This window comes from Streptomyces sp. N50 (assembly GCF_033335955.1).
GTDB lineage: Bacteria > Actinomycetota > Actinomycetes > Streptomycetales > Streptomycetaceae > Streptomyces.
Map to the genome: position 1 here is coordinate 3,489,714 of NZ_CP137549.1, position 22,501 is coordinate 3,512,214.

General features: G+C 70.3%; 20 protein-coding genes. 6 read left to right on the top strand and 14 right to left on the bottom strand.

Translation table 11 applies throughout. The features are described from left to right. Positions 1-18 precede the first annotated feature (18 nt). Complete coding sequence (locus R2B38_RS15210) at positions 19-1,314, top strand: LCP family protein (RefSeq protein WP_318016710.1); 1,296 nt, start codon at positions 19-21, stop codon at positions 1,312-1,314. A gap of 7 nt (positions 1,315-1,321) precedes the next feature. Here R2B38_RS15210 and R2B38_RS15215 read toward each other — a convergent pair whose 3' ends face one another. Beyond that, complete coding sequence (locus R2B38_RS15215; RefSeq protein WP_318016711.1) at positions 1,322-2,164, bottom strand: class I SAM-dependent methyltransferase; 843 nt, start codon at positions 2,162-2,164, stop codon at positions 1,322-1,324. 85 nt (positions 2,165-2,249) lie between these two features. Continuing rightward, positions 2,250-3,407, bottom strand: coding sequence for an acyl-CoA dehydrogenase (locus R2B38_RS15220; protein ID WP_318016712.1), 1,158 nt, complete (start codon positions 3,405-3,407; stop codon positions 2,250-2,252). A gap of 178 nt (positions 3,408-3,585) precedes the next feature. On the opposite strand from R2B38_RS15220, the gene R2B38_RS15225 reads away from it, so the two are divergent. After that, a complete protein-coding gene (locus tag R2B38_RS15225) occupies positions 3,586-4,929 on the top strand; it encodes a UDP-glucose/GDP-mannose dehydrogenase family protein (protein WP_318016713.1) in 1,344 nt (447 codons plus the stop codon). A gap of 125 nt (positions 4,930-5,054) precedes the next feature. Here the strand turns inward: R2B38_RS15225 and R2B38_RS15230 are convergent, their stop codons facing one another. Continuing rightward, on the bottom strand, positions 5,055-5,555 hold the full coding sequence (locus R2B38_RS15230) for a CGNR zinc finger domain-containing protein (protein WP_318016714.1): 501 nt from the start codon (positions 5,553-5,555) through the stop codon (positions 5,055-5,057). Between the two features lie 101 nt (positions 5,556-5,656). On the opposite strand from R2B38_RS15230, the gene R2B38_RS15235 reads away from it, so the two are divergent. After that, on the top strand, positions 5,657-6,022 hold the full coding sequence (locus tag R2B38_RS15235) for a VOC family protein (protein WP_318016715.1): 366 nt from the start codon (positions 5,657-5,659) through the stop codon (positions 6,020-6,022). A 16-nt stretch (positions 6,023-6,038) separates the two neighbouring features. Then, positions 6,039-6,419: a VOC family protein gene (locus tag R2B38_RS15240; protein WP_318016716.1), complete on the top strand. Its 381-nt coding sequence runs from the start codon at positions 6,039-6,041 to the stop codon at positions 6,417-6,419. 19 nt (positions 6,420-6,438) lie between these two features. Here R2B38_RS15240 and R2B38_RS15245 read toward each other — a convergent pair whose 3' ends face one another. The 4 genes from R2B38_RS15245 to R2B38_RS15260 all read right to left on the bottom strand — a co-directional run bounded on the left by R2B38_RS15245 (position 6,439) and on the right by R2B38_RS15260 (position 10,573). Further along, positions 6,439-7,581, bottom strand: coding sequence for a dipeptidase (locus R2B38_RS15245; protein WP_318016717.1), 1,143 nt, complete (start codon positions 7,579-7,581; stop codon positions 6,439-6,441). Between the two features lie 132 nt (positions 7,582-7,713). Continuing rightward, positions 7,714-8,892, bottom strand: coding sequence for a dipeptidase (locus R2B38_RS15250; RefSeq protein ID WP_318016718.1), 1,179 nt, complete (start codon positions 8,890-8,892; stop codon positions 7,714-7,716). 5 nt (positions 8,893-8,897) lie between these two features. Beyond that, positions 8,898-9,437: a 5-(carboxyamino)imidazole ribonucleotide mutase gene (gene purE / locus R2B38_RS15255; RefSeq protein WP_078652850.1), complete on the bottom strand. Its 540-nt coding sequence runs from the start codon at positions 9,435-9,437 to the stop codon at positions 8,898-8,900. Further along, complete coding sequence (locus R2B38_RS15260; protein WP_318016719.1) at positions 9,434-10,573, bottom strand: 5-(carboxyamino)imidazole ribonucleotide synthase; 1,140 nt, start codon at positions 10,571-10,573, stop codon at positions 9,434-9,436. The genes purE and R2B38_RS15260 overlap by 4 nt, the downstream gene beginning before the upstream one ends. Before the next feature lie 163 nt (positions 10,574-10,736). Here R2B38_RS15260 and R2B38_RS15265 point away from each other — a divergent pair, with 163 nt between their 5' ends. Next, complete coding sequence (locus tag R2B38_RS15265; RefSeq protein ID WP_318016720.1) at positions 10,737-11,261, top strand: GtrA family protein; 525 nt, start codon at positions 10,737-10,739, stop codon at positions 11,259-11,261. A gap of 21 nt (positions 11,262-11,282) precedes the next feature. Here the strand turns inward: R2B38_RS15265 and R2B38_RS15270 are convergent, their stop codons facing one another. Beyond that, the gene (locus R2B38_RS15270; RefSeq protein WP_033286627.1) at positions 11,283-12,560 is read right to left on the bottom strand and encodes an ATP-binding protein; all 1,278 of its coding nucleotides are present in this window, start codon (positions 12,558-12,560) and stop codon (positions 11,283-11,285) included. Between the two features lie 152 nt (positions 12,561-12,712). Beyond that, positions 12,713-13,390, bottom strand: coding sequence for a response regulator transcription factor (locus R2B38_RS15275; protein ID WP_174447603.1), 678 nt, complete (start codon positions 13,388-13,390; stop codon positions 12,713-12,715). 514 nt (positions 13,391-13,904) lie between these two features. On the opposite strand from R2B38_RS15275, the gene R2B38_RS15280 reads away from it, so the two are divergent. Next, positions 13,905-15,401 carry an oligopeptide:H+ symporter gene (locus R2B38_RS15280; protein ID WP_318021686.1) on the top strand — a complete coding sequence of 499 codons (1,497 nt, stop codon included), beginning with the start codon at positions 13,905-13,907 and terminating at the stop codon, positions 15,399-15,401. Between the two features lie 1,610 nt (positions 15,402-17,011). Here R2B38_RS15280 and R2B38_RS15285 read toward each other — a convergent pair. The 5 genes from R2B38_RS15285 to serS all read right to left on the bottom strand — a co-directional run bounded on the left by R2B38_RS15285 (position 17,012) and on the right by serS (position 22,483). Further along, positions 17,012-18,352 (bottom strand): hypothetical protein, encoded by a 1,341-nt coding sequence (locus tag R2B38_RS15285; RefSeq protein WP_318016721.1) that lies wholly within the window; start codon positions 18,350-18,352, stop codon positions 17,012-17,014. Then, positions 18,349-19,467 (bottom strand): hypothetical protein, encoded by a 1,119-nt coding sequence (locus tag R2B38_RS15290; RefSeq protein WP_318016722.1) that lies wholly within the window; start codon positions 19,465-19,467, stop codon positions 18,349-18,351. Before R2B38_RS15290 ends, R2B38_RS15285 begins: the two co-directional genes overlap by 4 nt. Then, positions 19,464-20,288, bottom strand: coding sequence for a hypothetical protein (locus tag R2B38_RS15295; protein WP_318016723.1), 825 nt, complete (start codon positions 20,286-20,288; stop codon positions 19,464-19,466). The genes R2B38_RS15290 and R2B38_RS15295 overlap by 4 nt, the downstream gene beginning before the upstream one ends. A 30-nt stretch (positions 20,289-20,318) precedes the next feature. Next, positions 20,319-21,038 carry an LPXTG cell wall anchor domain-containing protein gene (locus tag R2B38_RS15300; protein WP_318016724.1) on the bottom strand — a complete coding sequence of 240 codons (720 nt, stop codon included), beginning with the start codon at positions 21,036-21,038 and terminating at the stop codon, positions 20,319-20,321. Between the two features lie 170 nt (positions 21,039-21,208). After that, positions 21,209-22,483 (bottom strand): serine--tRNA ligase, encoded by a 1,275-nt coding sequence (serS, locus tag R2B38_RS15305; RefSeq protein WP_318016725.1) that lies wholly within the window; start codon positions 22,481-22,483, stop codon positions 21,209-21,211. Between the last annotated feature and the right edge of the window lie 18 nt (positions 22,484-22,501).

Genomic DNA, 22,501 nt, shown 5'->3' on the forward strand with positions numbered 1-22,501 from the left:
ACCTGCACACTGGGCCCCATGAACGATTGGCCCGAGGCATGGTCCGGCGACGACCGCGGCAATCAGTACGGACGCGGCAGCGCGAACGCACAGCCGGAAAGCGCACGTGTGATGCGCCAGGTACGACGCGGCCCGCAGGCCCCGCCGTACGGCGCCGGAGTCCCGCCGCAGCCGTCGTACACGGGCGGCCAGGGCTACGACGAGGGCCAGAACGGCTACGGCCAGGGCGGCTACGACAACAACGGGTACGACGGCTACAACACCGGCCAGGTCTACGGCGGTGGCGGGCGGGGGGGACCGCAGGGGCCGGACGGCGGGCAGGGTCCGCGCCGCGCGCCGAACTGGCGCCGTCGTATCAAGTGGACCGCGATCACCCTGGTCACCGTGCTGGTCGTGACCTCCGTGGCGACCTACTTCTGGGCCGACTCCAAGCTGAACCGTGACGTCGACCTGTCGAAGGTGATCGACCGGCCGGAGGCGGGCGACGGCACGAACTACCTGATCGTCGGCTCCGACAGCCGCGAGGGGCTGACCGCGGCCGAGAAGAAGAAGCTGCACACCGGCTCCGCCGAGGGCAAGCGCACGGACTCGATGATGATCCTGCACGTGGGCGACAGCGGCGACACCCTGATCTCGCTGCCGCGCGACTCGAACGTGACGATCCCGACGTTCGTGGGGTCCACCTCCGGCAAGACGTACCCGGGCACGGGCAAGCAGGAGAAGCTCAACGCGACGTACGCGACGGACGGGCCGACGCTCCTCGTCCGCACCATCGAATACAACATGGGCCTGCACATCGACCACTACGTCGAGATCGGCTTCAACGGCTTCGCGGACATCGTGGACGCGGTCGGCGGGGTCACCATCGACATCGACAAGGGCTTCAAGGACTCGTACTCGGGCGCCGACTTCAAGGCGGGCAAGCAGACGCTGAACGGTGAGGAGGCGCTGGCCTTCGTCCGCACCCGGCACGCGTTCGCCGCCTCCGACCTCCAGCGCACGAAGAACCAGCAGAAGTTCCTGTCGGCCCTGGCCCACCAGGTGGCGACCCCGGGCACCCTGCTGAACCCCTTCAAGCTCTACCCGACGCTGGGCGCGGGCCTGGACTCGCTGAGCGTCGACAAGGACATGTCGCTCTGGGACCTGGCGTCCATGTTCTGGGCGATGAAGGGCGTCAGCGGCGGCGACGGCACCTCGATGAACATGCCGATCTCCGGTTCCACCGGCGGCAACCTCATCTGGGACAAGGCCAAGGTCAAGACCCTGGTGAACGAGCTGAACAACGACCAGAAGGTCACGGTCTCCGGCAACTGAGAAGCTCTCAGTCGGCCCTGCCGCACGCCAGCACGGCGATGTGCGGCAGGGCCAACTCCTGTTCCCCTGCGGCGAATTCACCGGCCAGCCGCTCGTACTCCCGCCTGATCCGTACGACCGTCCCCGCGTCCTGCGAGGTGACGACGAGCCCGGCGGTGGCGACACCGGCGGCGGGTCCGCCCCACCACTCGTCGACCGTGGTGCGGTGGTCCCACTCCAACTCGCGGGCCTGGGCGTCCGTGAAGCCCGCTTCGCGGAGCAGGTCCGCGAAACCGTCCGCCGTACGCGCGAAGTCCTCGGCGGGGTCGAGGCGCGGCAGATCCGCCGGGATGACGGCCTCCGCCGCCGCGAACGCCCGCCCGAACAGCTCCTGCCCGGCTCCGCGCCGCGCGCCCCAGAGGGTCAGCGCGATCCGGCCGCCGGGCTTCAGCACACGGCGCAGTTCGGTGAGGGCGGCGCGGGGGCGGCCTACGTGGTTGATGACGAAGTTGCCTATGACCGCCTCGAACTCGCCGTCGAGGAAGGGCAGTCGGGGCAGGGCGGCGACCCGCGCCGCCACGCCCGCCGCCCGTGCGACCGCCACCATGTCGGCATCGGCGTCCACGGCAGACACCCGTGCGCCCCGCGCCAGCGCGGCCAGGGCCGCCGTACCGGTTCCGGTGCCGACGTCGAGGACGTGCGTCCCCGTCTCGATCCCGGTGGCGTCCAGGAGGTGCTCCACGGGGTGTGCGCAGAGGCGGGCGAAGCTCGCCGCGTAGGCGTGGGCGCGGCCGGACCACATGGTGCGTTCGGCGGTGTCGAAGGCGGTCTGCGGCTGGGACTGTGACTGGGTCCGTGTCGGGTCGGTCATGGGTCGCAGCATGCCCGACGGAACGGTGAGGGCACCCGCCGGGTGACCGGGGGTGCCCTCGACGCTGCTCGTGACTGCCCGTCGGCTACGGCAGGTTGCGCGCCATCACGATGCGCTGGACCTGGTTCGTGCCCTCGTAGATCTGGGTGATCTTGGCGTCGCGCATCATGCGCTCGACCGGGTAGTCGCGGGTGTAGCCGTAGCCGCCGAGGAGCTGGACGGCGTCGACCGTGACCTCCATGGCGACGTCCGAGGCGAAGCACTTCGCCGCCGCGCCCTGGAAGGTGAGGTTCTTGTCGCCTCGCTCGGAGGCCGCCGCTGCCTGGTAGGTGAGGGCGCGGGCGGCCTCGATCTTCATCGCCATGTCGGCGAGCATGAACTGGATGCCCTGGAAGTCGGCGATCGGCTTGCCGAACTGCTTGCGCTCCTTGACGTAGCCCTTGGCGTAGTCGAGGGCGCCCTGGGCGATGCCGAGGGCCTGGGCCGCGATGGTGATGCGGGTGTGGTCCAGGGTCTTCATCGCGGTGGCGAAGCCGGTGCCCTCGGCGCCGATCATGCGGTCGGCCGGGATGCGGACGTTGTCGAGGTAGACCTCGCGGGTCGGGGAGCCCTTGATGCCGAGCTTCTTCTCCGGGGCGCCGAAGGAGACACCCTCGTCCGACTTCTCGACGACGAAGGCCGAGATGCCCTTGGAGCGCTTCTCGGGGTCGGTCACGGCCATCACCGTGTAGTACTCGCTCACGCCCGCGTTCGTGATCCAGCGCTTCACGCCGTTGAGGACGTAGTGGTCGCCGTCGCGGACGGCCTTCGTCTTCATGCCGGCCGCGTCGGAACCGGCGTCCGGCTCGGAGAGGGCGTACGAGAACATCGCGTCGCCCTTGGCGAGCGGGGTCATGTACCGCTTCTTCAGGTCCTCGGAGCCCGAGAGGATCACCGGGAGCGAGCCCAGCTTGTTCACCGCGGGGATGAGGGAGGAGGAGGCACAGACGCGGGCCACCTCCTCGATCACGATCACCGTGGCCAGCGCGTCCGCGCCGGTGCCGCCGTACTCCTCGGGGACGTGGACGGCGTGCAGGTCGTTCGCGACGAGGGCGTCGAGGGCCTCCTGGGGGAAGCGTGACTCCTCGTCCACCGCTGCGGCGTACGGCGCGATCTTCGCCTCTGCCAGTGAACGGATCGCGTCGCGGAGCATGTCGTGCTCCTCGGACGGGCGGTACAGGTCGAAGTCAGCCGGTCCGGCCAAGGTCTCTCACGCTCCAAGGACGCTGTGATCACAGTGCTAATTACCGTTAAGTAACCCAAATTTTAGGGGCCCGCCCACGGGAGGGATACGTGAGCTTGGCGACAGGGGGAAAGGTGCCCGGTGAGAGCGCCGGTTATGCTCGGGCGCGCATCGCCCCCGTACCCCTTCTGGAGCACTCATGGCCCTCAAGATCACCGTGATCGGCACCGGCTATCTCGGCGCCACGCACGCCGCGGCCATGGCCGAGCTGGGCTACGAGGTGCTGGGGCTCGACGTCGTCCCCGAGAAGATCGAGATGCTCCAGCGGGGTGAGGTCCCGATGTACGAACCGGGGCTGGAGGACCTGCTGCGCAAGCATGTCGCCGGGATCGAGGGTTCCACCGGCCGGCTGCGCTTCACCATGGACTGGGCCGAGGTCGCGGAGTTCGGCGACGTCCACTTCATGTGCACGAACACCCCGCAGAAGCACGGGGAGTACGCCTGCGACATGTCGTACGTCGACCGGGCCTTCGAGCTGCTCGCCCCGCACCTCACCCGCCCCGCGCTGATCGTCGGCAAGTCCACCGTCCCCGTCGGCTCGGCGGACCGGCTGGCCGCGTATCTGGCCGAGCACGCGCCCGCCGGGGAGGACGCCGAGCTGGCCTGGAACCCGGAGTTCCTGCGGGAGGGCCTCGCCGTGCAGGACACGCTGCATCCGGACCGGATCGTGGTCGGGGTGCGGAGCGAGCGGGCCGAGAGGCTGCTGCGCGAGGTGTACGCCAAGCCGATCGCGGCCGGGTCGCCGTTCGTCGTGACGGACTACCCGACCGCCGAGCTGGTGAAGACGGCCGCGAACTCCTTCCTCGCCACGAAGATCTCCTTCATCAACGCGATGGCCGAGGTCTGCGAGGCCGCGGACGGCGATGTCGTGAAGCTGGCGGAGGCGATCGGGCACGACGAGCGGATCGGCAGGAAGTTCCTGCGGGCCGGGATCGGCTTCGGCGGCGGCTGCCTCCCGAAGGACATCCGGGCGTTCATGGCCCGCGCCGGCGAACTGGGCGCCGACCAGGCGCTCACCTTCCTCCGCGAGATCGACTCCATCAACATGCGCCGCCGCGGCCAGATGGTCGAGATGACCCGCGAGGCGCTCGGCGGCGGCTCCTTCCTGGGCAAGCGGGTCGCCGTCCTCGGCGCCACCTTCAAGCCCGACTCCGACGACGTCCGCGACTCCCCCGCCCTGAACGTCGCCGGCCAGATCCACCTCCAGGGCGGCCAGGTCACCGTGTACGACCCGAAGGGCATGCCCAACGCGCTACGGCTGTTCCCGACGCTCGGGTACGCCGACACCGCCGTGGAGGCGGTACGGGGCGCCGACGTCGTCCTGCACCTGACGGAGTGGCGCGAGTTCCGCGAGCTGGACCCGGCGGCCCTCGGCGAGGCCGTACGCGCCCGGGTGGTCCTGGACGGGCGCAACGCCCTCGACCCGGTGCTGTGGCGGAAGGCGGGCTGGACGTTCCGCGCGATGGGCCGTCCCACGGCATAGACGCACGGCCGGGCGGACGACGCCGGTCCGGCCGAGGCTCAGTCGGCCGGACCGGCGTCTGGCTGCATTCTGCACCACTGCGCCGTGCTGGGCGTCCGGACCGCTCAAGTCGCCTTTCGCGAGGGCTACTTGGCGCGGTAGCGGCGCATCTTCGCGCGGGCACCGCAGACCGCCATCGAGCACCAGCGGCCCCGGCCCGCCGGACTGCGGTCGTAGTACGCCCAGTGGCAGGTCGGCGCCTCGCAGGCCTTGAGGCGGGGCCAGGTGCCTTCGGTGAGGGCCTGGGCGATCGCCGACGCCACGCGGGAGAGCAGGGGGTCCCCGTCCGCGGGCTCGATACGCGCGGCGCCGTCGTGCGCGTCGATCGCCACCAACAGCGGGGCGCGCGCGAGGAGTTCACCGAGCGGGGTCACGTCCTGGTGCGCGGGGTGGCCCGCGTGGGCCAGCAGCGTGGCACGCAGGGACTCGCGGAGTTCGCGGGCGTGCGGGACCTGGTGCGCGGTGAGTCCGAAGGGGGTCCGGCCGTCCTCCGTGTCGAGCGCGTCGGCTCCCGCCTCGATGTCCAGCGTGTTCACCAGGGCCTCGATGAGGGCCAGGCCGCCGGGCGCGGGAACTCTCTCACTCATGCTTGCGACCACTTCATGCTTGCGACGTTACCTCCAATGCGGGAGCATGCAGTAACCGTTACTGCATGACGCCATCTATGGGTAACTAGGAGGAGTCAGTCATGGCCATCGCCGAACTGGGTGCCGTCGTCCTGGACTGTCCCGATCCGCGCGCGCTCGCCGCCTTCTACGCCGGGATCCTGGGCGGTGCCGTCGAGGACGAGGACGGCGGCGACTGGGTGGACCTGAAACTGCCCGGCGGCCGGACGCTCGCGTTCCAGGAGGCCCCCGGACACGTACCGCCGAAGTGGCCCGCGCCCGGCGACTCCCAGCAGTTCCACCTCGACCTGACCGCCACGGACCTGGACGCGGCCGAGAAGGGCGTCCTGGCGCTGGGCGCGACGCCGTTGGACACCGAGGACCGCTCACGCGCCTGGCGTGTGTACGCCGACCCGGCGGGGCACCCGTTCTGCCTCTGCGCCTGCTGACCTGGAGGTCATCACCTTGACTGCCGTACGTTTCCGTTCCACCGTGCTCGACTGCCCCGACCCGGTCGCGCTCGCCGCGTTCTACGCCGGGTTCCTCGGCGGCACACCGCACGTCGCCCATGACGAGTGGGTCGTCCTCGACATTCCGGACGGGCCGCGGCTCGCCTTCCAGCGGGTGGCGGAGTACGTCCCGCCCGAGTGGCCGCGCGCGGACCGGCCGCAGCAGATGCATCTCGACTTCGACGCCGGGTCGACCTGGGAGGAGATCGAGGCGGCGGAGAGTGCCGTACTGGCCCTCGGCGCGCGGGAGTTGGAGCGGCAGGACAAGGAGGACTTCCGGGTGTACGCCGATCCGGCAGGGCATCCGTTCTGCCTCTGCCGGATCGACCACCCGTAGAACCCGCGCAGACCGCGGGTCAGCTGTCCAGCTCGGCGATCTTCGCCGTCGACGGCTCGCGGCGCTGCTGGGCGGCGCGGGCCGTGAAGTCGGCGCTGCGCAGGGCGCGTTGGACGTTGCCCCAGCTGAGCAGGGCGAGGTCGGGCTCGGACCAGCCGCGGTGCAGGAGCTCGGCGATGAGGTTCGGGTAGCAGGAGGCGTCGGCGAGGTCCTGCGGGTGGGCCGTACCGGCGTCGTACGTGCCGGACAGGGCGACGCACTCGCGGCCCGCGACCTCGTGGACGTGGTCGAGGTGGTCGGCGACGTCCCGGACCGACGGCCCGGTCTGCTCGGCGGTGAGCGGCACCATGCACAGGCCTTTGGCGGCGCCGACCGCGGCGAGGAGTTCGTCGGAGAGGTTGGCCGGGTGCGGGCGCAGCGAGCGGGCGGCGGAGCGGGTGAACAGCACCGGTGCCTTCGAGACCGCCAGCGTGCGGCGGATCGTGCCGTCGGAGGCGCCGGAGAGGTCGGCGAGCACGCCGAGCCGGTTCATCTCGCGCACGACCTCCTCCCCGAACCGGGTCAGCCCGGCCTCGCTCGCCCAGGACACCCCGGAGAGGGTCAGGACCCGTAGGCCCAGCGCGTGCAGGGAGCGCAGGATGCCCAGGGAGTCGCCGAGCGCGGCGGCTCCGGCGGGGCCGAGCAGCACGGCGATACGGCCGCAGTGGCGCACGTCGGTGGTCTCGCCGGCGGTGTACGCCAGCCGCAGCCCCTCGGGGTGGGCGCGGACCACCGTGTTGACCAGATCCAGCTGTTCCAGGGTGGCGCCGACCGCCCGGTCCCCGGCGAGGCCCTCGGGCAGGTGCAGCGACCAGAACAGCGCGCCGACATGCCCCTCGCGCAGCCGCGGCACATCGGTGTCCACGGAACTCTCGCCCAGCTCCAGGTCGAACCACGGCAGATGCCGCAGCGCCCACGGCAGCCCGCTGTAGCCGTCCGCGACCGGGTGCGCGGCGAGGATGGCGTGCGCGCGCTCCAGCGGGGCGGCGGCCGGGTCGGAGACGGGGTCGTACGGTTCCTCGGTGTCCGGCGGGAAGACCCCGCCGGGAAAGGGCTCGTGGACCAAGTCGTCGAGCTCGCCGACCTCGGTGGTCGCGTGCGGGTGGTCCTGGAGGTCGGCCATGGCGGGCTCCGTACGTCGTTACGGCAGTACGGTCACCGTCGCACGCTGACGAGGGGGCTACCTGGTGAGCGGGGCGTTCGGGGTACGGGCGCGGGAGTGGGCGCTCCCGCGCCGCGCAGCTCACCCGTTCGTTCAGCCGTCCAGCGACGCGATCGTCGCGTTCGACGGGCCCCGCGTCGCTTTCTGCTCCCGCGCCACGTCCTCCGCCGCGCCCAGCACCCGTACCGCGTTCTGCCAGGTGAGCTTCGCGAGGTCGGCCTTGGACCAGCCGCGGTCGAGCAGCTCGGCGATGAGGTTCGGGTAGCCGGAGACGTCGTTCAGACCGTCCGGGGTGAAGGCCGTGCCGTCGTAGTCGCCGCCGATGCCGAGGTGGTCGACGCCGGCGACCTCGCGCATGTGGTCGAGGTGGTCGGCGACGGTGGAGACCGTGGCGATGGGCCGCGGGTTGAGCTCCTCGAAGGCGCGGTGCACCTTCATCGCCTCTTCGGTGGTCTCCAGGTGGTGCAGGCCGTGCGCGCGCATGTTGTCGTCGGCCGCGGCCGTCCAGTCGACGGCGGCCTGGAGCACGAACTTCGGTACGAACGTCACCATCGCCATGCCGCCGTTGCCCGGCAGCCGCTCCAGCACGTCGTCCGGAATGTTGCGCGGGTGATCACACACCGCCCGCGCCGACGAGTGCGAGAAGATCACCGGAGCCGTCGACGTGTCCAGCGCGTCGCGCATCGTCGTCGCCGCCACGTGCGAGAGGTCGACGAGCATGCCCTCGCGGTTCATCTCCCGCACGACCTCGCGCCCGAACGCCGACAGGCCGCCGACCCCCGGTTCGTCCGTCGCCGAGTCCGCCCACGCCACGTTGTCGTTGTGGGTGAGCGTCATGTAGCGGACGCCGAGCGCGTACAACCCCCGCAGCGTGCCGAGGGAGTTGGCGATCGAGTGCCCGCCCTCAGCGCCCATGAGCGAGGCGATACGGCCTTCCGCGCGCGCCGCCTCCATGTCCGCGGCGGTCAGCGCGGGCGCCAGGTCCTGCGGGTAGCGGGCGAGCAACTGCCGTACGCAGTCGATCTGTTCGAGCGTCATCGGCACCGGGTCGGGCAGGTCCGAGCGGACGTACACCGACCAGTACTGCGCGCCGACGCCGCCCTCGCGCAGGCGCGGGATGTCGGTGTGCAGATGGGCGTTCTGCGCCACCGCGATGTCGCGGGCGTCGAGGTCGTAGGTGACCTGCTTGCGCAGCGCCCAGGGCAGGTCGTTGTGCCCGTCGACGACCGGGAACTCACGGAGCAGCGACCGGGCCTCGTCCAGTGACGTCATCGCCGTCACTTCCCGAAGCCGAAGCCGCTGGCGCCGCCGCCCTCGACCTTGGCGCGCAGCCGCTTGCCCTTCTCGGTGGCCTGGTCGTTCAGCTCCTGCTGGAACTCCCGCATGCGGACGAGGAGTTCGTCGTCGTGCGTGGCCAGGATGCGGGCGGCGAGCAGGCCCGCGTTGCGCGCGCCGGCGACCGAGACGGTGGCGACGGGGACACCGGCCGGCATCTGCACGATGGACAGCAGCGAGTCCATGCCGTCCAGGTACTTCAGCGGTACGGGGACGCCGATCACCGGCAGCGGCGTCACCGAGGCGAGCATGCCGGGAAGGTGGGCGGCGCCGCCCGCGCCCGCGATGATCACCTTGAGGCCGCGGCCGTCGGCGCGCTCGCCGTACGTGATCATCTCGCGGGGCATGCGGTGCGCGGAGAGGACGTCGACCTCGTACGCGATCTCGAACTCGTCGAGGGCCTTCGCGGCGGCCTCCATGACGGGCCAGTCGGAGTCCGACCCCATGACGATTCCTACGACGGGTCCTGCGACGGGGCTCATTCGGTGATCGTGCCTCTCAGATAGCCGGCTGCGTGACGGGCGCGGTCCAGGACGTCGTCCAGGTCATCGCCGTAGGTGTTGACGTGGCCCACCTTGCGGCCGGGCTTCACGTCCTTGCCGTACATGTGGATCTTCAGCTGGGGGTCCCGGGCCATGCAGTGCAGATACGCGGAGTACATGTCCGGGTAGTCGCCGCCGAGAACGTTACACATCACGGTCCAGGGGGCCCGGGCGCGCGGATCGCCCAGCGGGAGGTCGAGGACCGCGCGGACGTGGTTCGCGAACTGGCTGGTGATCGCGCCGTCCTGGGTCCAGTGACCGGAGTTGTGCGGGCGCATGGCGAGTTCGTTGACGAGGATGCGACCGTCGCGGGTCTGGAACAGCTCGACGGCGAGATGGCCGACGACCCCGAGTTCCTTGGCGATGCGCAGGGCCATCTCCTCGGCCTGCAGCGCGAGGGCCTCGTCCAAGTCGGGGGCGGGCGCGATGACCGTGTCGCAGACGCCGTTGACCTGCTGGGACTCGACGACCGGGTAGGCGACGGCCTGGCCGTGCGGGGAGCGGACGACGTTCGCCGCCAGCTCCCGCACGAAGTCGACCTTCTCCTCGGCGAGGACGGGGACGCCGGCGCGGAACGGGTCGGCGGCCTCCTCCTCGCTGTCCACGACCCAGACGCCCTTGCCGTCGTAGCCGCCGCGGACGGTCTTGAGGACGACGGGGAAGCCGTCCCCTTCCCCGGCGAACGCGACGACGTCCGCGGGGTCGCTCACCAGGCGGTGCCGCGGGCACGGCACGCCGATCTCGACGAGCTTCGCGCGCATCACGCCCTTGTCCTGGGCGTGCACGAGCGCGTCCGGGCCGGGGCGCACGGGGATGCCGTCCGCCTCCAGGGCCCGTAGATGCTCGGTGGGTACGTGTTCGTGATCGAAGGTGATCACGTCGCAGCCCCGCGCGAAGTCACGCAGCGTGTCGAGGTCGCGGTAGTCGCCGATGACGACATCGCCGACGACCTGCGCCGCGGAATCCTGAGGGGTGTCACTGAGGAGCTTGAACTTGATGCCGAGCGGGATGCCCGCCTCGTGTGTCATACGAGCGAGCTGCCCCCCGCCGACCATGCCGACTACCGGGAACGTCACTCCCCCAGGGTATCGGTCACGCCAGGGCGGCCTGATTTCCGTACCTCTTACCGTTCTTTTCCGGGTCTCTTCCCGACCTGTGAGCGGCTTCACGGGCGCCGGGGGAAAGCGGTGGTTAGCATGGCTGGGTCGAGAATCCGAGAAGACGGGGGCCTGCACAACCATGGAGCCTGGTTCCGAAGGGCCTTTCAAACGGCTCGCCCGCGAGGTCGCCAAGTTCGGCGCGGTGGGCGTGGTGGGCACCGTGGTGAACTTCGCGGTCTCGAACCTGCTGTGGCATCTGACCAGCCTGCAGGCCGTGCGCGCCAACGTGATCGCGACGATCGTCGCCATCGGGTGCAACTACGTCGGCTTCCGGTACTTCACCTACCGTGACCGCGACAAGAGCGCCCGCACCAAGGAACTGAGCCTGTTCCTGGCCTTCAGCCTGGTCGGCCTGGTGATCGAGAACGGCATCCTGTTCGCCGCGATCTACGGCTTCGGCTGGGACAGCTCGCTGCAGCGCAACGTCTTCAAGGTGCTCGGCATCGGCATCGCGACGCTGTTCCGCTTCTGGTCGTACCGCAGCTGGGTGTTCAAGGCGCTGCCGGTGGAGGACGAGGCGGAGGAGGAACCGGCCGCGAAGGCGAAGCCCTTCCTCGGCCCCCAGCCCGAGCCGCTGCCCCGCCCCAAGCAGCACGTGAGCTGAACCGCCCGCTCCCTCTGGTCCCTAGCGGACCGTGGGCTCGTCGTCGTCCACCGGCAGCCGCTTCGTCGGCGGCGTACGCGACAGGAACAGCCCGAACACCGGCGGCTGCGCCTGCAACATCTCCAGCCGCCCGCCGTCCGCCTCGGCAAGGTCCCGGGCGACGGCCAACCCGATTCCCGTGGAGTTACGACCGCTGATCGTCCGCTCGAAGATACGGGCGCCGAGGTCGGTCGGAACCCCGGGCCCCTCGTCCGTGACCTCTACGACGGCCTGGTTGCCGGTGACGCGGGTGCGCAGGGCGACCGTGCCGCCGCCGTGCATCAGGGAGTTCTCGATCAGCGCGGCCAGCACCTGCGCGACGGCGCCCGGGGTGCCGACGGCCTGGAGATGCCGCTTGCCCGAGCTGACGATCGCGCGGCCCTCGCTGCGGTAGGCGGGGCGCCACTCGGCGAGCTGCTGCTGGATGACCTCGTCGAGATCGAAGGAGACGGCGGATCCGGTACGGGGGTCACGCGCGTTCGTCAGCAGCCGCTCCACGACATCCGTGAGCCGCTCGACCTGCGTCAGCGCGATCGTCGCCTCCTCCTTCACCGTGTCCGGGTCATCCGTGAGGGTGATCTCCTCCAGCCGCATGGACAGCGCGGTCAGCGGCGTACGCAACTGGTGTGAGGCATCGGCGGCCAGCCGTCGCTCGGCGGTGAGCATGCGGGCGATGCGCTCGGCGGAGGAGTCGAGGACATCGGCGACCCGGTCCAGCTCCGGGACGCTGTACCGCTTGTGCCGGGGCCGCGGGTCACCGGAACCGAGCCGCTCCGCGGTCTCCGCGAGGTCGGTGAGCGGCGAGGCGAGCCGGTTGGCCTGCCGTACGGCGAGCAGCACGGCGGCGACCACGGCGAGCAGGGCGACGGCGCCGATGATCAGCAGCGTGCGCCCGACCTCCCGGGTGACGGTCGAACGCGGCTCCTCCACGGTGACCGTCTCGCCCTCCTCGCCCTTGGCGGTGGAGCGGATGACGTCACCGGCCGGCTTGGTACCCACCTCGATCACCGGGTCGCCCGGGATCCGGATCACGGCGTACCGGTCCTCCGTGACCTGCGTCCGCAACACCTCGGAGTCGACGATCTCCGCCCCGAGGATCCGGCTGTCCACGATGCTGGCCAGGCGCAACGCCTCGGAATCCACGCGCTCCTGGGCACTGTTGCTGATGGTCCGCGTCTCCACGATGACCAGGGACACACCGAAAACGGCGATGACGACAAGCACCACGGCAAGCGTGGACTGAATCAGACGACGACGCACGGCACTCTCCGAGAAACGGCGACTTCCAGCGCCCTAAAGGGGCGCGGGGCTGTGTCCATTTGCGGCTCCGCCGCGCGGGCGCGACCAGCCACACGCAGCCAGCACCCGCGCACCCACCCAAGCCACCATGGCGATGACGCGCGTAAACCGACCTAGCTCTTTTCGAACCGGAACCCGACACCCCGCACAGTCGCGATGTACCGGGGGTTGGCCGCATCGTCACCGAGCTTCTTCCGCAGCCAGGAGATGTGCATGTCGAGGGTCTTGGTGGACGACCACCACGTCGTGTCCCACACCTCGCGCATCAACTGGTCACGCGTCACCACCCGCCCGGCATCCCGCACCAGCACCCGCAGCAGGTCGAACTCCTTGGCGGTGAGCTGGAGTTCCTCGTCGCCCATCCACGCACGGTGGGACTCGACGTCGATACGGACGCCGTGCGTGGCGGGCGGCTGCGCGGGCTCGGCCGCGCCGCGCCGGAGCAGGGCCCGGACGCGGGCGAGCAGTTCGGCGAGCCGGAAGGGTTTGGTGACGTAGTCGTCGGCGCCCGCGTCGAGGCCGACGACGGTGTCCACCTCGTCGGCGCGCGCGGTCAGGATGAGGATGGGGACGGTGTGGCCCTCGGCGCGCAGTCGGCGGGCCACTTCCAGGCCGTCCATGCCGGGCAGGCCCAGGTCCAGGACACACAGGTCGATGCCGCCCTGGATGCCGGCGTCGAGCGCTGTCGGTCCGTCCTCGCGCACCTCGACCTCGTAACCTTCCCGTCGCAAAGCGCGGGCCAGCGGCTCCGAGATGGACGCGTCGTCCTCGGCGAGCAGTACACGGGTCATGAGGTGATGGTAGTCCGCCTCGGACAGCGGTCGGGGTGTGATCGCCACGAGTGATTCTTACCTTGGGGCAAGTCGGATTCGCAGCGGTGAAGAATCTGGTCCGAACCTGTGCCTGTGGGATGCCATCCTTGTATTCACCTTCAAAAGATCGACCACGGTTCCACTTTTCCCTGTGATCGATCTCTCAAGTCCTTCCATTTCAGGCGGTGTCCTGCCGTATGGTGACCTGAACGCCTGTAGCGACACCGGGGACCTTTGGCGAGCATTTACAGCTGAAGGTCTCTTTTGTGTGCGGGCTGGCTGTCGCCAGCCTTGAAAGGAATGACCTGTGGCCGGGCCCGAGCGCAGTACGCGCAGGGCGTGGATCCCGGTGGTCGCCGTCCACCGTCCCGTGACCCGGGGCGGACTCCCCGAGGGCGTGGGGACGGACGTGCCGATCCCGCCGGTGCCGGCCGCCCCCCACCGGGCGCGCGACCGCTCCTGCACGCGCGTCCCGAACCAGCAAGGATCGACCATGGCGTCCAGCCTGACGAAGGACTCGGTGACTCCGGGCACCCCCGGTTCCGAGACGACCTTCTTCGGCCACCCCCGCGGACTGGCCACTCTCTTCATGACCGAGATGTGGGAGCGATTCTCCTACTACGGCATGAAGGCTCTGCTCCCGCTGTACCTGGTGGCACCGGGCGGCCTGCACATGAGCGCGGCCACCGCGACCGCGATCTACTCGGTGTACCTGTCGCTCGTGTACCTGCTCGCCCTCCCCGGCGGCTGGTTCGCGGACCGTGTCCTCGGCCCCCGCAAGACGGTCGCCGTGGCGGGCGTGATCATCATGCTCGGCCACCTCACCCTCGCCCTGCCGTCCTCGGGCACGTTCTTCGCGGGCCTCGGCCTGGTGGCGATCGGCTCGGGTCTGTTGAAGGCCAACATCTCGACGATGGTCGGCCACCTCTACGAGGGCCCGGACGACCCGCGCCGCGACGGCGGCTTCACGCTCTTCTACATCGGCATCAACATCGGCGCGTTCGCCGCGCCGCTGGCCATCGGTACCGTCGGCGAGAACGTCAACTGGCACCTCGGCTTCGCGCTCGCCGCGGTCGGCATGGCCCTCGGCCTCGCCCAGTACCTGCTCGGCACGCGTCACCTCAGCTCCCGCTCGGACATCGTCCCCACGCCGCTGTCCGCGCAGGAGAAGTCGGCCACGCTGCGCAAGTCGGCGTTCTGGGCGGCCGTCGCGGTCGTCTTCTACGCGATCGTCGGCTTCTCCGGCCACTACACGCTGAACTGGCTCCTGGTCCCGATCACCGTCGCCGGCCTGCTCATCCCCGTCCTGGTCATCGCCCGCATCAAGCGCGACAAGGACCTCGACCGGGCCGACCAGTCGAAGATGTCCGCGTACATCTGGTTCTTCGTCGCCGCGGCCGTCTTCTGGATGATCTACGACCAGGGCGGCTCGACGGTGTCCCTGTTCGCCGACTCCTCCGCGAAGAACACCGTCTTCGGCTGGAACTTCCCGATCTCCTGGTACCAGTCCGTCAACCCGGTCCTCATCATGGCCCTCGCCCCGGTCTTCGCCTGGGCCTGGCTGGCCCTGGCCCGCCGCGGCAAGGAGCCCAGCACGGCGACCAAGTTCGCGATGGGCCTCATCCTCATCGGCGCGTCCTTCTTCCTCTTCCTGGCCCCGCTCGCGATCGCCGACGGCGGTCACAAGGCGGCGGCGATGTGGCTCGTGGCGATCTACTTCGTCCAGACGGTCGGCGAGTTGACCCTCTCCCCCGTCGGCCTCTCCGTCACCACGAAGATGGCCCCCGCGAAGTACGCCTCCCAGATGATGGGCGTCTGGTTCCTGGCGGTCACGGCAGGCGACGCCACAACAGGCCTCCTGTCCATCGCCGGCGTCGACCTCAACAAGACAGGCATCGTCACCCTCGAAGCCGCCCTCGCGGTCCTCGCAGGCGCGGCGGTCTGGATGTACCGCAAGAAGGTCAGGGAGCTCATGGGCGACGTCCACTGACGCTCGTCTACGGCACGGCAGGAAAGGGCCGCTGGATCCTTCGGGTACGGCGGCCCTTTCGCATTGCCGGCGCTTCTAAGTGACCGTCGGGCCACTCGCTTCTCAGCCAGTGTCGGGCTTCCGCGGCCCGAGTAAAGGGCGCTCCCTGCGGTCGCGTCGGCTACGCCGATTCCGCTCCGCTCCACCCTTGACACGGCCCGCTCCAGCCCGTTTCAGAAGCGAGCGAGCGACCCGGAGGAACGGGTGGCCAGGCACCTATGCCCCTGCCTGAACTATGTCCCCGGCAGGTGCGAAGGGACGCGCTCGCGTCTCGCCAGCACGCCGCGCCGGCTTAGCGGCCAACCCCCGGTGGGTAGTTACTGGAAGCCGGGGGAAAATCTAACCACCGTCGCAGGCTTTAACTGGTTAGAAACCATCCCAGCCTCCAGAGGGGGCGGGGCCGGGCGTCGGAGGTCGGGCATCGGGGGTCGGGGCCGGGCGTCGGAGGTCGGGCATCGGGGGTCGGGGTCGGGGTCGGAGGTCGGGCATCGGGGGTCGGGGCCGGGCGTCGGAGGTCGGGCATCGGGGGTCGGGGCCGGGGTCGGGGATGAGTGGGGCTGGGAAGTGTGGGGCTGGGAAGTGCGGCACTTCCGCTTCGACTGTCACGCTTCTGCGGACCAGGTACCCCGGAGAGGGCCGATCGACAGGTAATCGAGGTCACGCGCAGGCGAGATGCGACCGCGCCCCCTCACCACCCCCCTCACCCACGAACTCCCCAGCACTCCTTACCTCTCGGCTTCACGCCTCACGACCTCACGACCTCACGACCTCACGACCTCACGACCTCACGACCTCACGACCTCACGGCCGCATAGCCTCACGACCTCACGACCGCATGGCCGCATGGCCGCATGGCCGCATGGCCGCATGGCCGCATGGCCGCATGGCCGCATGGCCGCATGGCCGCATGGCCGCATGGCCGCATGGCCGCATGGCCGCATGGCCGCATGCGCAGCATGCGCAGCAAGCTCCATCGGCCGACCGGCGTTGAGCCGACCTGGCGTGCAGGCGAGATGGCCGCATAACCCGCTCACCCCCGACTCTGCGCTCGCCGGAAGCTGGGGTGGCCTCTAACCACTCAAATCCATCGACGATGGTTAGATTTACTCCCGGCTTCCAGCAACCACCCACCGGAGGCTGGCCGCTAAGCCAGCGCGGCGTGCTGGCGAGATGCGAGCGCGCCACCTCGGCCCCCCTACCCGGCCCTCTCTCTGAAAGCCGGGGTCTTCTCTAACCGGTCAAAGTGCGTTACAGAGGTTAGATTTGCCTACAGCCTCCAGTAACACCCCACCCCCACCCACTCACCGTTGGCCGCTGAGCCGAGGTGGCGTGCTGGCGAGACGCGAGCCCGCCCCTCCACCCCGGCCCAGAACGCGGTACAGGCAAGGGCGTTCATGGCTGGGCCACCCATGCCTCGGGGCCGCCCGCTCGCTTCTGAAACGGGATTGCGGGAGACGAGTCAAGGGTGGAGCGCAGCGGAATCGGCTTGCCGACGCGACCGCAGGGAGCGCCCTTTACTCGGCTCCCGCAATCCCGACACTGACAAGAAGCGGGCGGCCAACCCGTACTTGTCAGCGCAGTCGCCTGCGTCCCGGCATGAACGTGAACACCGCCACGCCTAGCAGGATCGCCGTACCGGAGACCAGGCCCAGCGCCTTCAGGCCGCCGTGGCTGTCCGAGCCGGTTTCCGCCAAGCCCCCTGAAGTGGATGTCGACGTCGATGTACCGCCCGATGTCGAGGAGCCGCCGGATGCGCCGCTTGCCTGTTCCGTCGTGTCCAGGGTCAGGGAGACCTCGGACTTCGTGGGGGTGCAAGTCGTCGTCGTACCGAGGGCGTTGACCGTCAGGACGCCGGGAGACAGTGTCGACGTACCGCTCGCGCCCGGTTTGTATGTGCCGGTCAGGTCCGGGATCTCTATCGGGTCGCCGGACTTGATGGCGGCGGAGTTGGTCGGGCCCTCCACGTGGACCGTTCCCTTGTCGGCGCCGCCCAGGACCACCTCCATCGACGGCTTCACGGAGTCCGCGGGGATGTCCGCCGGGCTGTCCATCACCGACCCGTTGAACTTCACGGTGAGGTCGTAACTCCCGCCGTCCTTCGTGGCGTTGATCTGCACGGGCGAGGTCGCGTTCTTGTCACCGATCGGCGTCTTGCACGCGTACGGGACGGAGACCTCCTTGCCGGTGAAGTCCGTCTGGCCGGTCCCGGTACCGTCACTGGAGCTCGCCGATGCCGATGCCGAGGTCGAATCACTGGGCGATGCGGACTCCGAGGCTGATTCCGATGCCGATGCCGACGTCGAGTCCGATGGAGTTGGGGACGTGCTGGACGAACTGCCGTCTCCCGCCGTCACATTGATCGTCGCCGACGGCGAAACCGTCGCCGTCGGCGTGCACTTCGTGTCTGTCGAGAACGCGTTGACCGTGTACGCGTCCGGAGTCAGCGTCACCGACCCCGCCGTCGTCAACTTCAGCGAGCCCTTCATGTCGGACAGGGTCATCACCGCGCCCTTGGGGATCGCCGGGTTCGTGCGCGGGCCCTGCATCGCGATGTCGGCGGTCTGTGCGCCGGCCGCCTTCAGAATCCCGGACGGCTGAACCGAGTTGGCGGGCAGGTCGATGATGTCGGGGTTCTTGGACGCGGCCTGGGTGAAATGCCAGACGACGTCGACCGTGTCGCCCACCTTCGCCGTGGTGGGCGCGGTGATCTCGACCTTGGTGGTGCCGTCGACCGGGTCGATTCCGGCGGGCGGCACGCAGTGGGTGGCGTACGACACCTCGGCGGCCTGCGCGGCCTGGGCGCTCAGGCCGAGCGCGAGGCCCGCACCGCCGAGGACCAGCGCGAACGTGGCCGCGCCCGCTCTCCGTACACCGCCTCCGCCGACCGGTATGACTCTCCTTCGCTTGCTCACGTAAGTCCCTTCCTGGTGGGAGTCGTCGGACTCGTCGGGCTGTCGTCGTGCGGTGCGGAGAGTCGACCGGCCGCCGTGCCCGGATCGGAGTCCGGGGTGAACCACGGCAGGGTCGAGGTCGTGGGGGCGGCCGCGGTTGCTTCCCGGGAGGCGGCTGCCTTGCCCAACTTCGGCATGCGCAGGGTGACTTGGGCGGGCATGTGCAGGGCCCTGTGCCGGGGCGGGCCCATGCTGCGGGCCGCCTTGCGTGGCCGTAGGCGGTCCACCACGGCCATTCCGATGCGGAACACCGCCGCCGGTACGACCACGCAGACCAGGACCCAGAACAGGGTCACTCCCCAGGGGCGGCCGACTCCCCATGGCTGTTCGGCGAGCACCCGGCCGCCGTACTTCATCGAGACGGTGTAGTCGCCGTGCGCTCCGGCCGAGAGTTCGACGGGGAGTTTGATCTCCGCCTTCCCGCCGGGCGCGATCGTGCCGCTGTACTGCTGGTCGTCCCACTGCGGCGCGAACACCCCGTGGGAGGTGCCGACTTGGAACACCGGGTTCTTGACGGGGGACGAACCGGCGTTGCCCACGGTGAAGACCAGCGTGCGGGACGGTGGCGCCCCGAACCAGGTCAGCAGCCCGCTCGAACCGTCCAGCCGGGTGTCGGAGAGGACCGACAGGCGGCCGGCCGAGGGCTCGGCGGGGAGTGGTTCGACGGCGTGGCCCGCCACCTGGAAGACCGTGTCCGCCGACGCGCTCGCCCCCGTCACCGTCGCCACATGCACCACGCACGGGCACGGCACCGGCGGTTCGGACACCGGCAGCTTCTTGCTGAAGACGCCCTTGGCGTCCGTCGTGACGGCTCTGCCGTCCGCGTTCGCACAGGAGTTGGTGCCGCCGATCACCCCGCGCGCGGGCGTCGCCTGTCCGCAGACCAGCATCATCAGCAGGGCGTGCGGCCGCCAGCCGCTCCCGGAGACGGTGATCGAACCACCCGTCCCCGCCTGCGACTTGGAGAGCTTCACACTCGGCCCGCCCGCCGCCGCGGCGGACGTCGCCCCCGCCAACGGCAGCAGGAGCAGCGCGAGTACCGCCACCAGCGCCGGAATCCGCACCTTGCCGCTCACATCACCGCTCCCGTCAACTCGGTCCGACGTCGTAGGCGTAGGCGAAGGTGTAGGCGTAGGCGGATGAGGAGCAGCGCGGTTCCGGCCGTGGCCACGACCCCGATGCCCGCCGCCGCTCCCCACGGCACGAACCTCCTCGGCGCGTCCGCCGTGTCGTGGGCGCCGCCCGTCGCCGTGACCGTGAGGCGTACGTCGACCGCGTCCAGGGTGGGGTGGTCGGGCCAGGGTTCGGTGAGCTTCAGGCGTTCGCCGGGCGGGAGTCGGACCGGGAGGGTGCGGGGGGCGCGGTCCAGGAGGGTGCCGAAGAGGCCGGTGGCGTGGACGGCCAGTTTCGGGGTGAGGGGGGTGGTGCCTCGGTTGACCAGGTCGTAGGTGATGGTGTTGTCGTGGACCGTCACGTGTTCGACGGTCAGGGCCGACAACGCCGGGCCGCGTACGTGGAGTTGGAGCCGTACCGTCGCCTCTCGGCCCTTCGTGTCGCGCGCGGTGATCGTGGCGGTGCGGTCGCCGGGGGGCGCGGTCGTCGGGACGTCCACCGTGAAGGGGATGTCGGCGCGGGTGCGGGGCGGGATCGCAACTCCCCTGTCGGCGAAGGTGATCGGGGCGCCTGTGGCCTGTAGTCGTACCGTGATCGGGCGGCCGGTCGGGTTGGTCACGGACACCGTGTCCTGGAGGGTCGTGCCGGGCTCGCCCTCCGCGTAGAACGTCGGGCGTCCGCCGCCAGCGGGCGCAACGGTCCATCCCCCGGCGGCCGTTGCGGTCGGCGTGGCCGCCAGGAGGGCCAGAAGGGACAGACTCAGGACGCGGGCGGTCGACAGCATGGGCGGCTCCAGCGGGCTTGCGGGGGGCTGTCAGCGGCGGGCGTGGGCCGTCTGGTTGCGGCGGGTCAGCCACAGGGTGCCCGCCGCGCCCGCGAGCAGGACCGTGCCGCCGAGCGTGCCCAGCGCGACGACCGAGTCGTCGGGGCCGGTCTTCGGGAGCGTGCCGCTGGAGTCCGTACCGGTGCCGGAACCGGTGGAGCCCGAGGTGCCCGTCGAGCCGCTGGATCCCGACGAACCGCCCGCCGCCGTGACGTCCAGCGTGAGGGACGGGCCGGGGCTGTTGGTGGGGGTGCACGTCGTCGTCGTACCGAGGGCCTTGATGGTGAGGACGGCCGCCGTGAACGTGACCTTGCCGGACGCCTTCGGGGTGTACGTGCCCGTCAAGTCGTTGATCTTGATGGGGGTGTTGGCGGGGATCGCGGCCTGGTTGGCGGGGCCCGACACCGCGACCGTGCCGCTGTCCGCGCCGCCCACCTTGATGGTGGCGCTCGGGCTCATCGCGCCCTTGCCGAGTTCGACGGGGCTGGAGGAGACGCCCTTCTGCCAGGACATGGTGAGCTTGTAGCCGCTGCCGCTCTTGACACCCTTGATGTCGATCGGCGAGACGGCGGTCTTGACGCCGATGGGCGTCTGGCACTTGTAGTTGACGTCGACCACGTCGGCCCGGGCTGCGGGGGCGGCCATGAATACCGCCGAGCCGGCCAGGGCCGCGACGGACGCGAGCGCTGCGGTTCGTTTCTGGTACGACACGGTCCCCTCATTCCCGACCGCCATTCCTGACGGCACATCAGATCGGCCGTCAAGGTACGCCCGGGGTCGTGAGGAGGGAAGACAAGGCGCACGCCGGAGTTGTGACGATCCGGCGTGCGCGAAGAGGTCGCCACGTGGACGGGGTGACCGGAGGTAACCCGAGGTCGGGGTCAGCCGAGCCGGTCGGGCAGGCCCCAGCGGCGCAGCACCTCGGGCACCGCGACCGTACCGTCGGGCCGTTGGTGCTGTTCGAGGATCGCGGGGAGGAGACGGCTGGTCGCCAGCCCCGAGGCGTTGAGCGTGTGCACGTACGCCGCCTTGCCGCCGCCTTCCGGGCGGTACCGGATGCCGCCGCGCCGGGCCTGGTACTCGCGGGCGTTCGACACCGAGCTGACCTCGGCGTACGCGCCGAGGCTGGGCAGCCAGACCTCCACGTCGTACGTCTTCGCCTGGGCGGGGCTGGTGTCCTCGGCGGCGAGTTTGGTGACCCGGTAGTGCAGTCCGAGTCCGGCCACCAACTCCTCGGCCCGGGCCAGGAGTTCGAGTTGCGCCGCGTCCGAGTCGGCGGGGCGCGCGAACTGGAACAGCTCGACCTTGTTGAACTGGTGGCCGCGCAGGGTGCCCCGGTCGGCGGTGCGGTGGCTGCCGCTCTCCTTGCGGTAACAGGGCGTGTACGCCACGTACTTGCGCGGCAGTTCGGCCTCGTCGAGGGTCTCGCCGCGGTGCAGGTTGACCAGCGCGGTCTCGGCGGTGGGCAGCAGGAAGCGCTCCGGGCGCCCGCCCTCGCCCTCCTCCACCACGAACACCTCGTCGGCGAACTTCGGGAACTGGCCCGCCGTATAACCCGCTTCGTAGGTCAGCACATGCGGCGGCAGCACGAACTCGTAGCCCGCCCGGCGGTGGCTGTCGAGGAAGTGGTTGAGCAGGGCCCATTCCAGTGCGGCGCCGTCGCCCCGGTAGATCCAGTGGCCGTTGCCGGCGAGGGCGGTGCCGCGCCGGTAGTCCACCAGGCCCAGATCCTGGGCGAGTTGGACATGGTCGCGGGGAGGAGGGTCGAGAGTCGGGGTGCCCGCGGTCCGTACGACCTCGTTGTTCTCCTTGCCGCCCGCGATCACGTCCTCGTCGGGGAGGTTGGGCAGGGCGTCGAGGAACTGCCGGTGTTCGCGGGCGAGTCGGGCGAGTTCGCCCTCGGCCTTCGTGACCTGGTCGGCCAGGGTCGAGGCGGTCGCCTGGAGGTCGTCGGCCGCGGTGCCCGCCCTGCGGTGGTCCGCGATCTCCGCCGAGATCCGCTTCCGCTCGCCGCGCAGCCGCTCCACGGCCGTACGGGTCTCGCGGAAGCGGGTGTCCAGCGCCAGGAAGCCGGGGATGTCGGCGTCCACCGCCCGCTTGCGCAGGGCCTCGCGGACCCGCTCGGGCTGCTGTCGGATGAGGGTGACGTCGAGCATGGCATGCGCTCCGTCCGG

Coding starts and splice junctions, on each gene's coding strand:
- R2B38_RS15230 (WP_318016714.1), bottom strand. CDS start 5,555: ATGAGTGAGAGAGTTCCCGCGCCCGGCGGCCTGGCCCTCATCGAGGCC.
- R2B38_RS15275 (WP_174447603.1), bottom strand. CDS start 13,390: ATGACCCGTGTACTGCTCGCCGAGGACGACGCGTCCATCTCGGAGCCG.
- R2B38_RS15280 (WP_318021686.1), top strand. CDS start 13,905: ATGGCGTCCAGCCTGACGAAGGACTCGGTGACTCCGGGCACCCCCGGT.
- R2B38_RS15245 (WP_318016717.1), bottom strand. CDS start 7,581: ATGGCCGACCTCCAGGACCACCCGCACGCGACCACCGAGGTCGGCGAG.
- R2B38_RS15215 (WP_318016711.1), bottom strand. CDS start 2,164: ATGACCGACCCGACACGGACCCAGTCACAGTCCCAGCCGCAGACCGCC.
- R2B38_RS15235 (WP_318016715.1), top strand. CDS start 5,657: ATGGCCATCGCCGAACTGGGTGCCGTCGTCCTGGACTGTCCCGATCCG.
- R2B38_RS15265 (WP_318016720.1), top strand. CDS start 10,737: ATGGAGCCTGGTTCCGAAGGGCCTTTCAAACGGCTCGCCCGCGAGGTC.
- R2B38_RS15225 (WP_318016713.1), top strand. CDS start 3,586: ATGGCCCTCAAGATCACCGTGATCGGCACCGGCTATCTCGGCGCCACG.
- R2B38_RS15295 (WP_318016723.1), bottom strand. CDS start 20,288: ATGCTGTCGACCGCCCGCGTCCTGAGTCTGTCCCTTCTGGCCCTCCTG.
- R2B38_RS15250 (WP_318016718.1), bottom strand. CDS start 8,892: ATGACGTCACTGGACGAGGCCCGGTCGCTGCTCCGTGAGTTCCCGGTC.
- R2B38_RS15210 (WP_318016710.1), top strand. CDS start 19: ATGAACGATTGGCCCGAGGCATGGTCCGGCGACGACCGCGGCAATCAG.
- serS (WP_318016725.1), bottom strand. CDS start 22,483: ATGCTCGACGTCACCCTCATCCGACAGCAGCCCGAGCGGGTCCGCGAG.
- purE (WP_078652850.1), bottom strand. CDS start 9,437: ATGAGCCCCGTCGCAGGACCCGTCGTAGGAATCGTCATGGGGTCGGAC.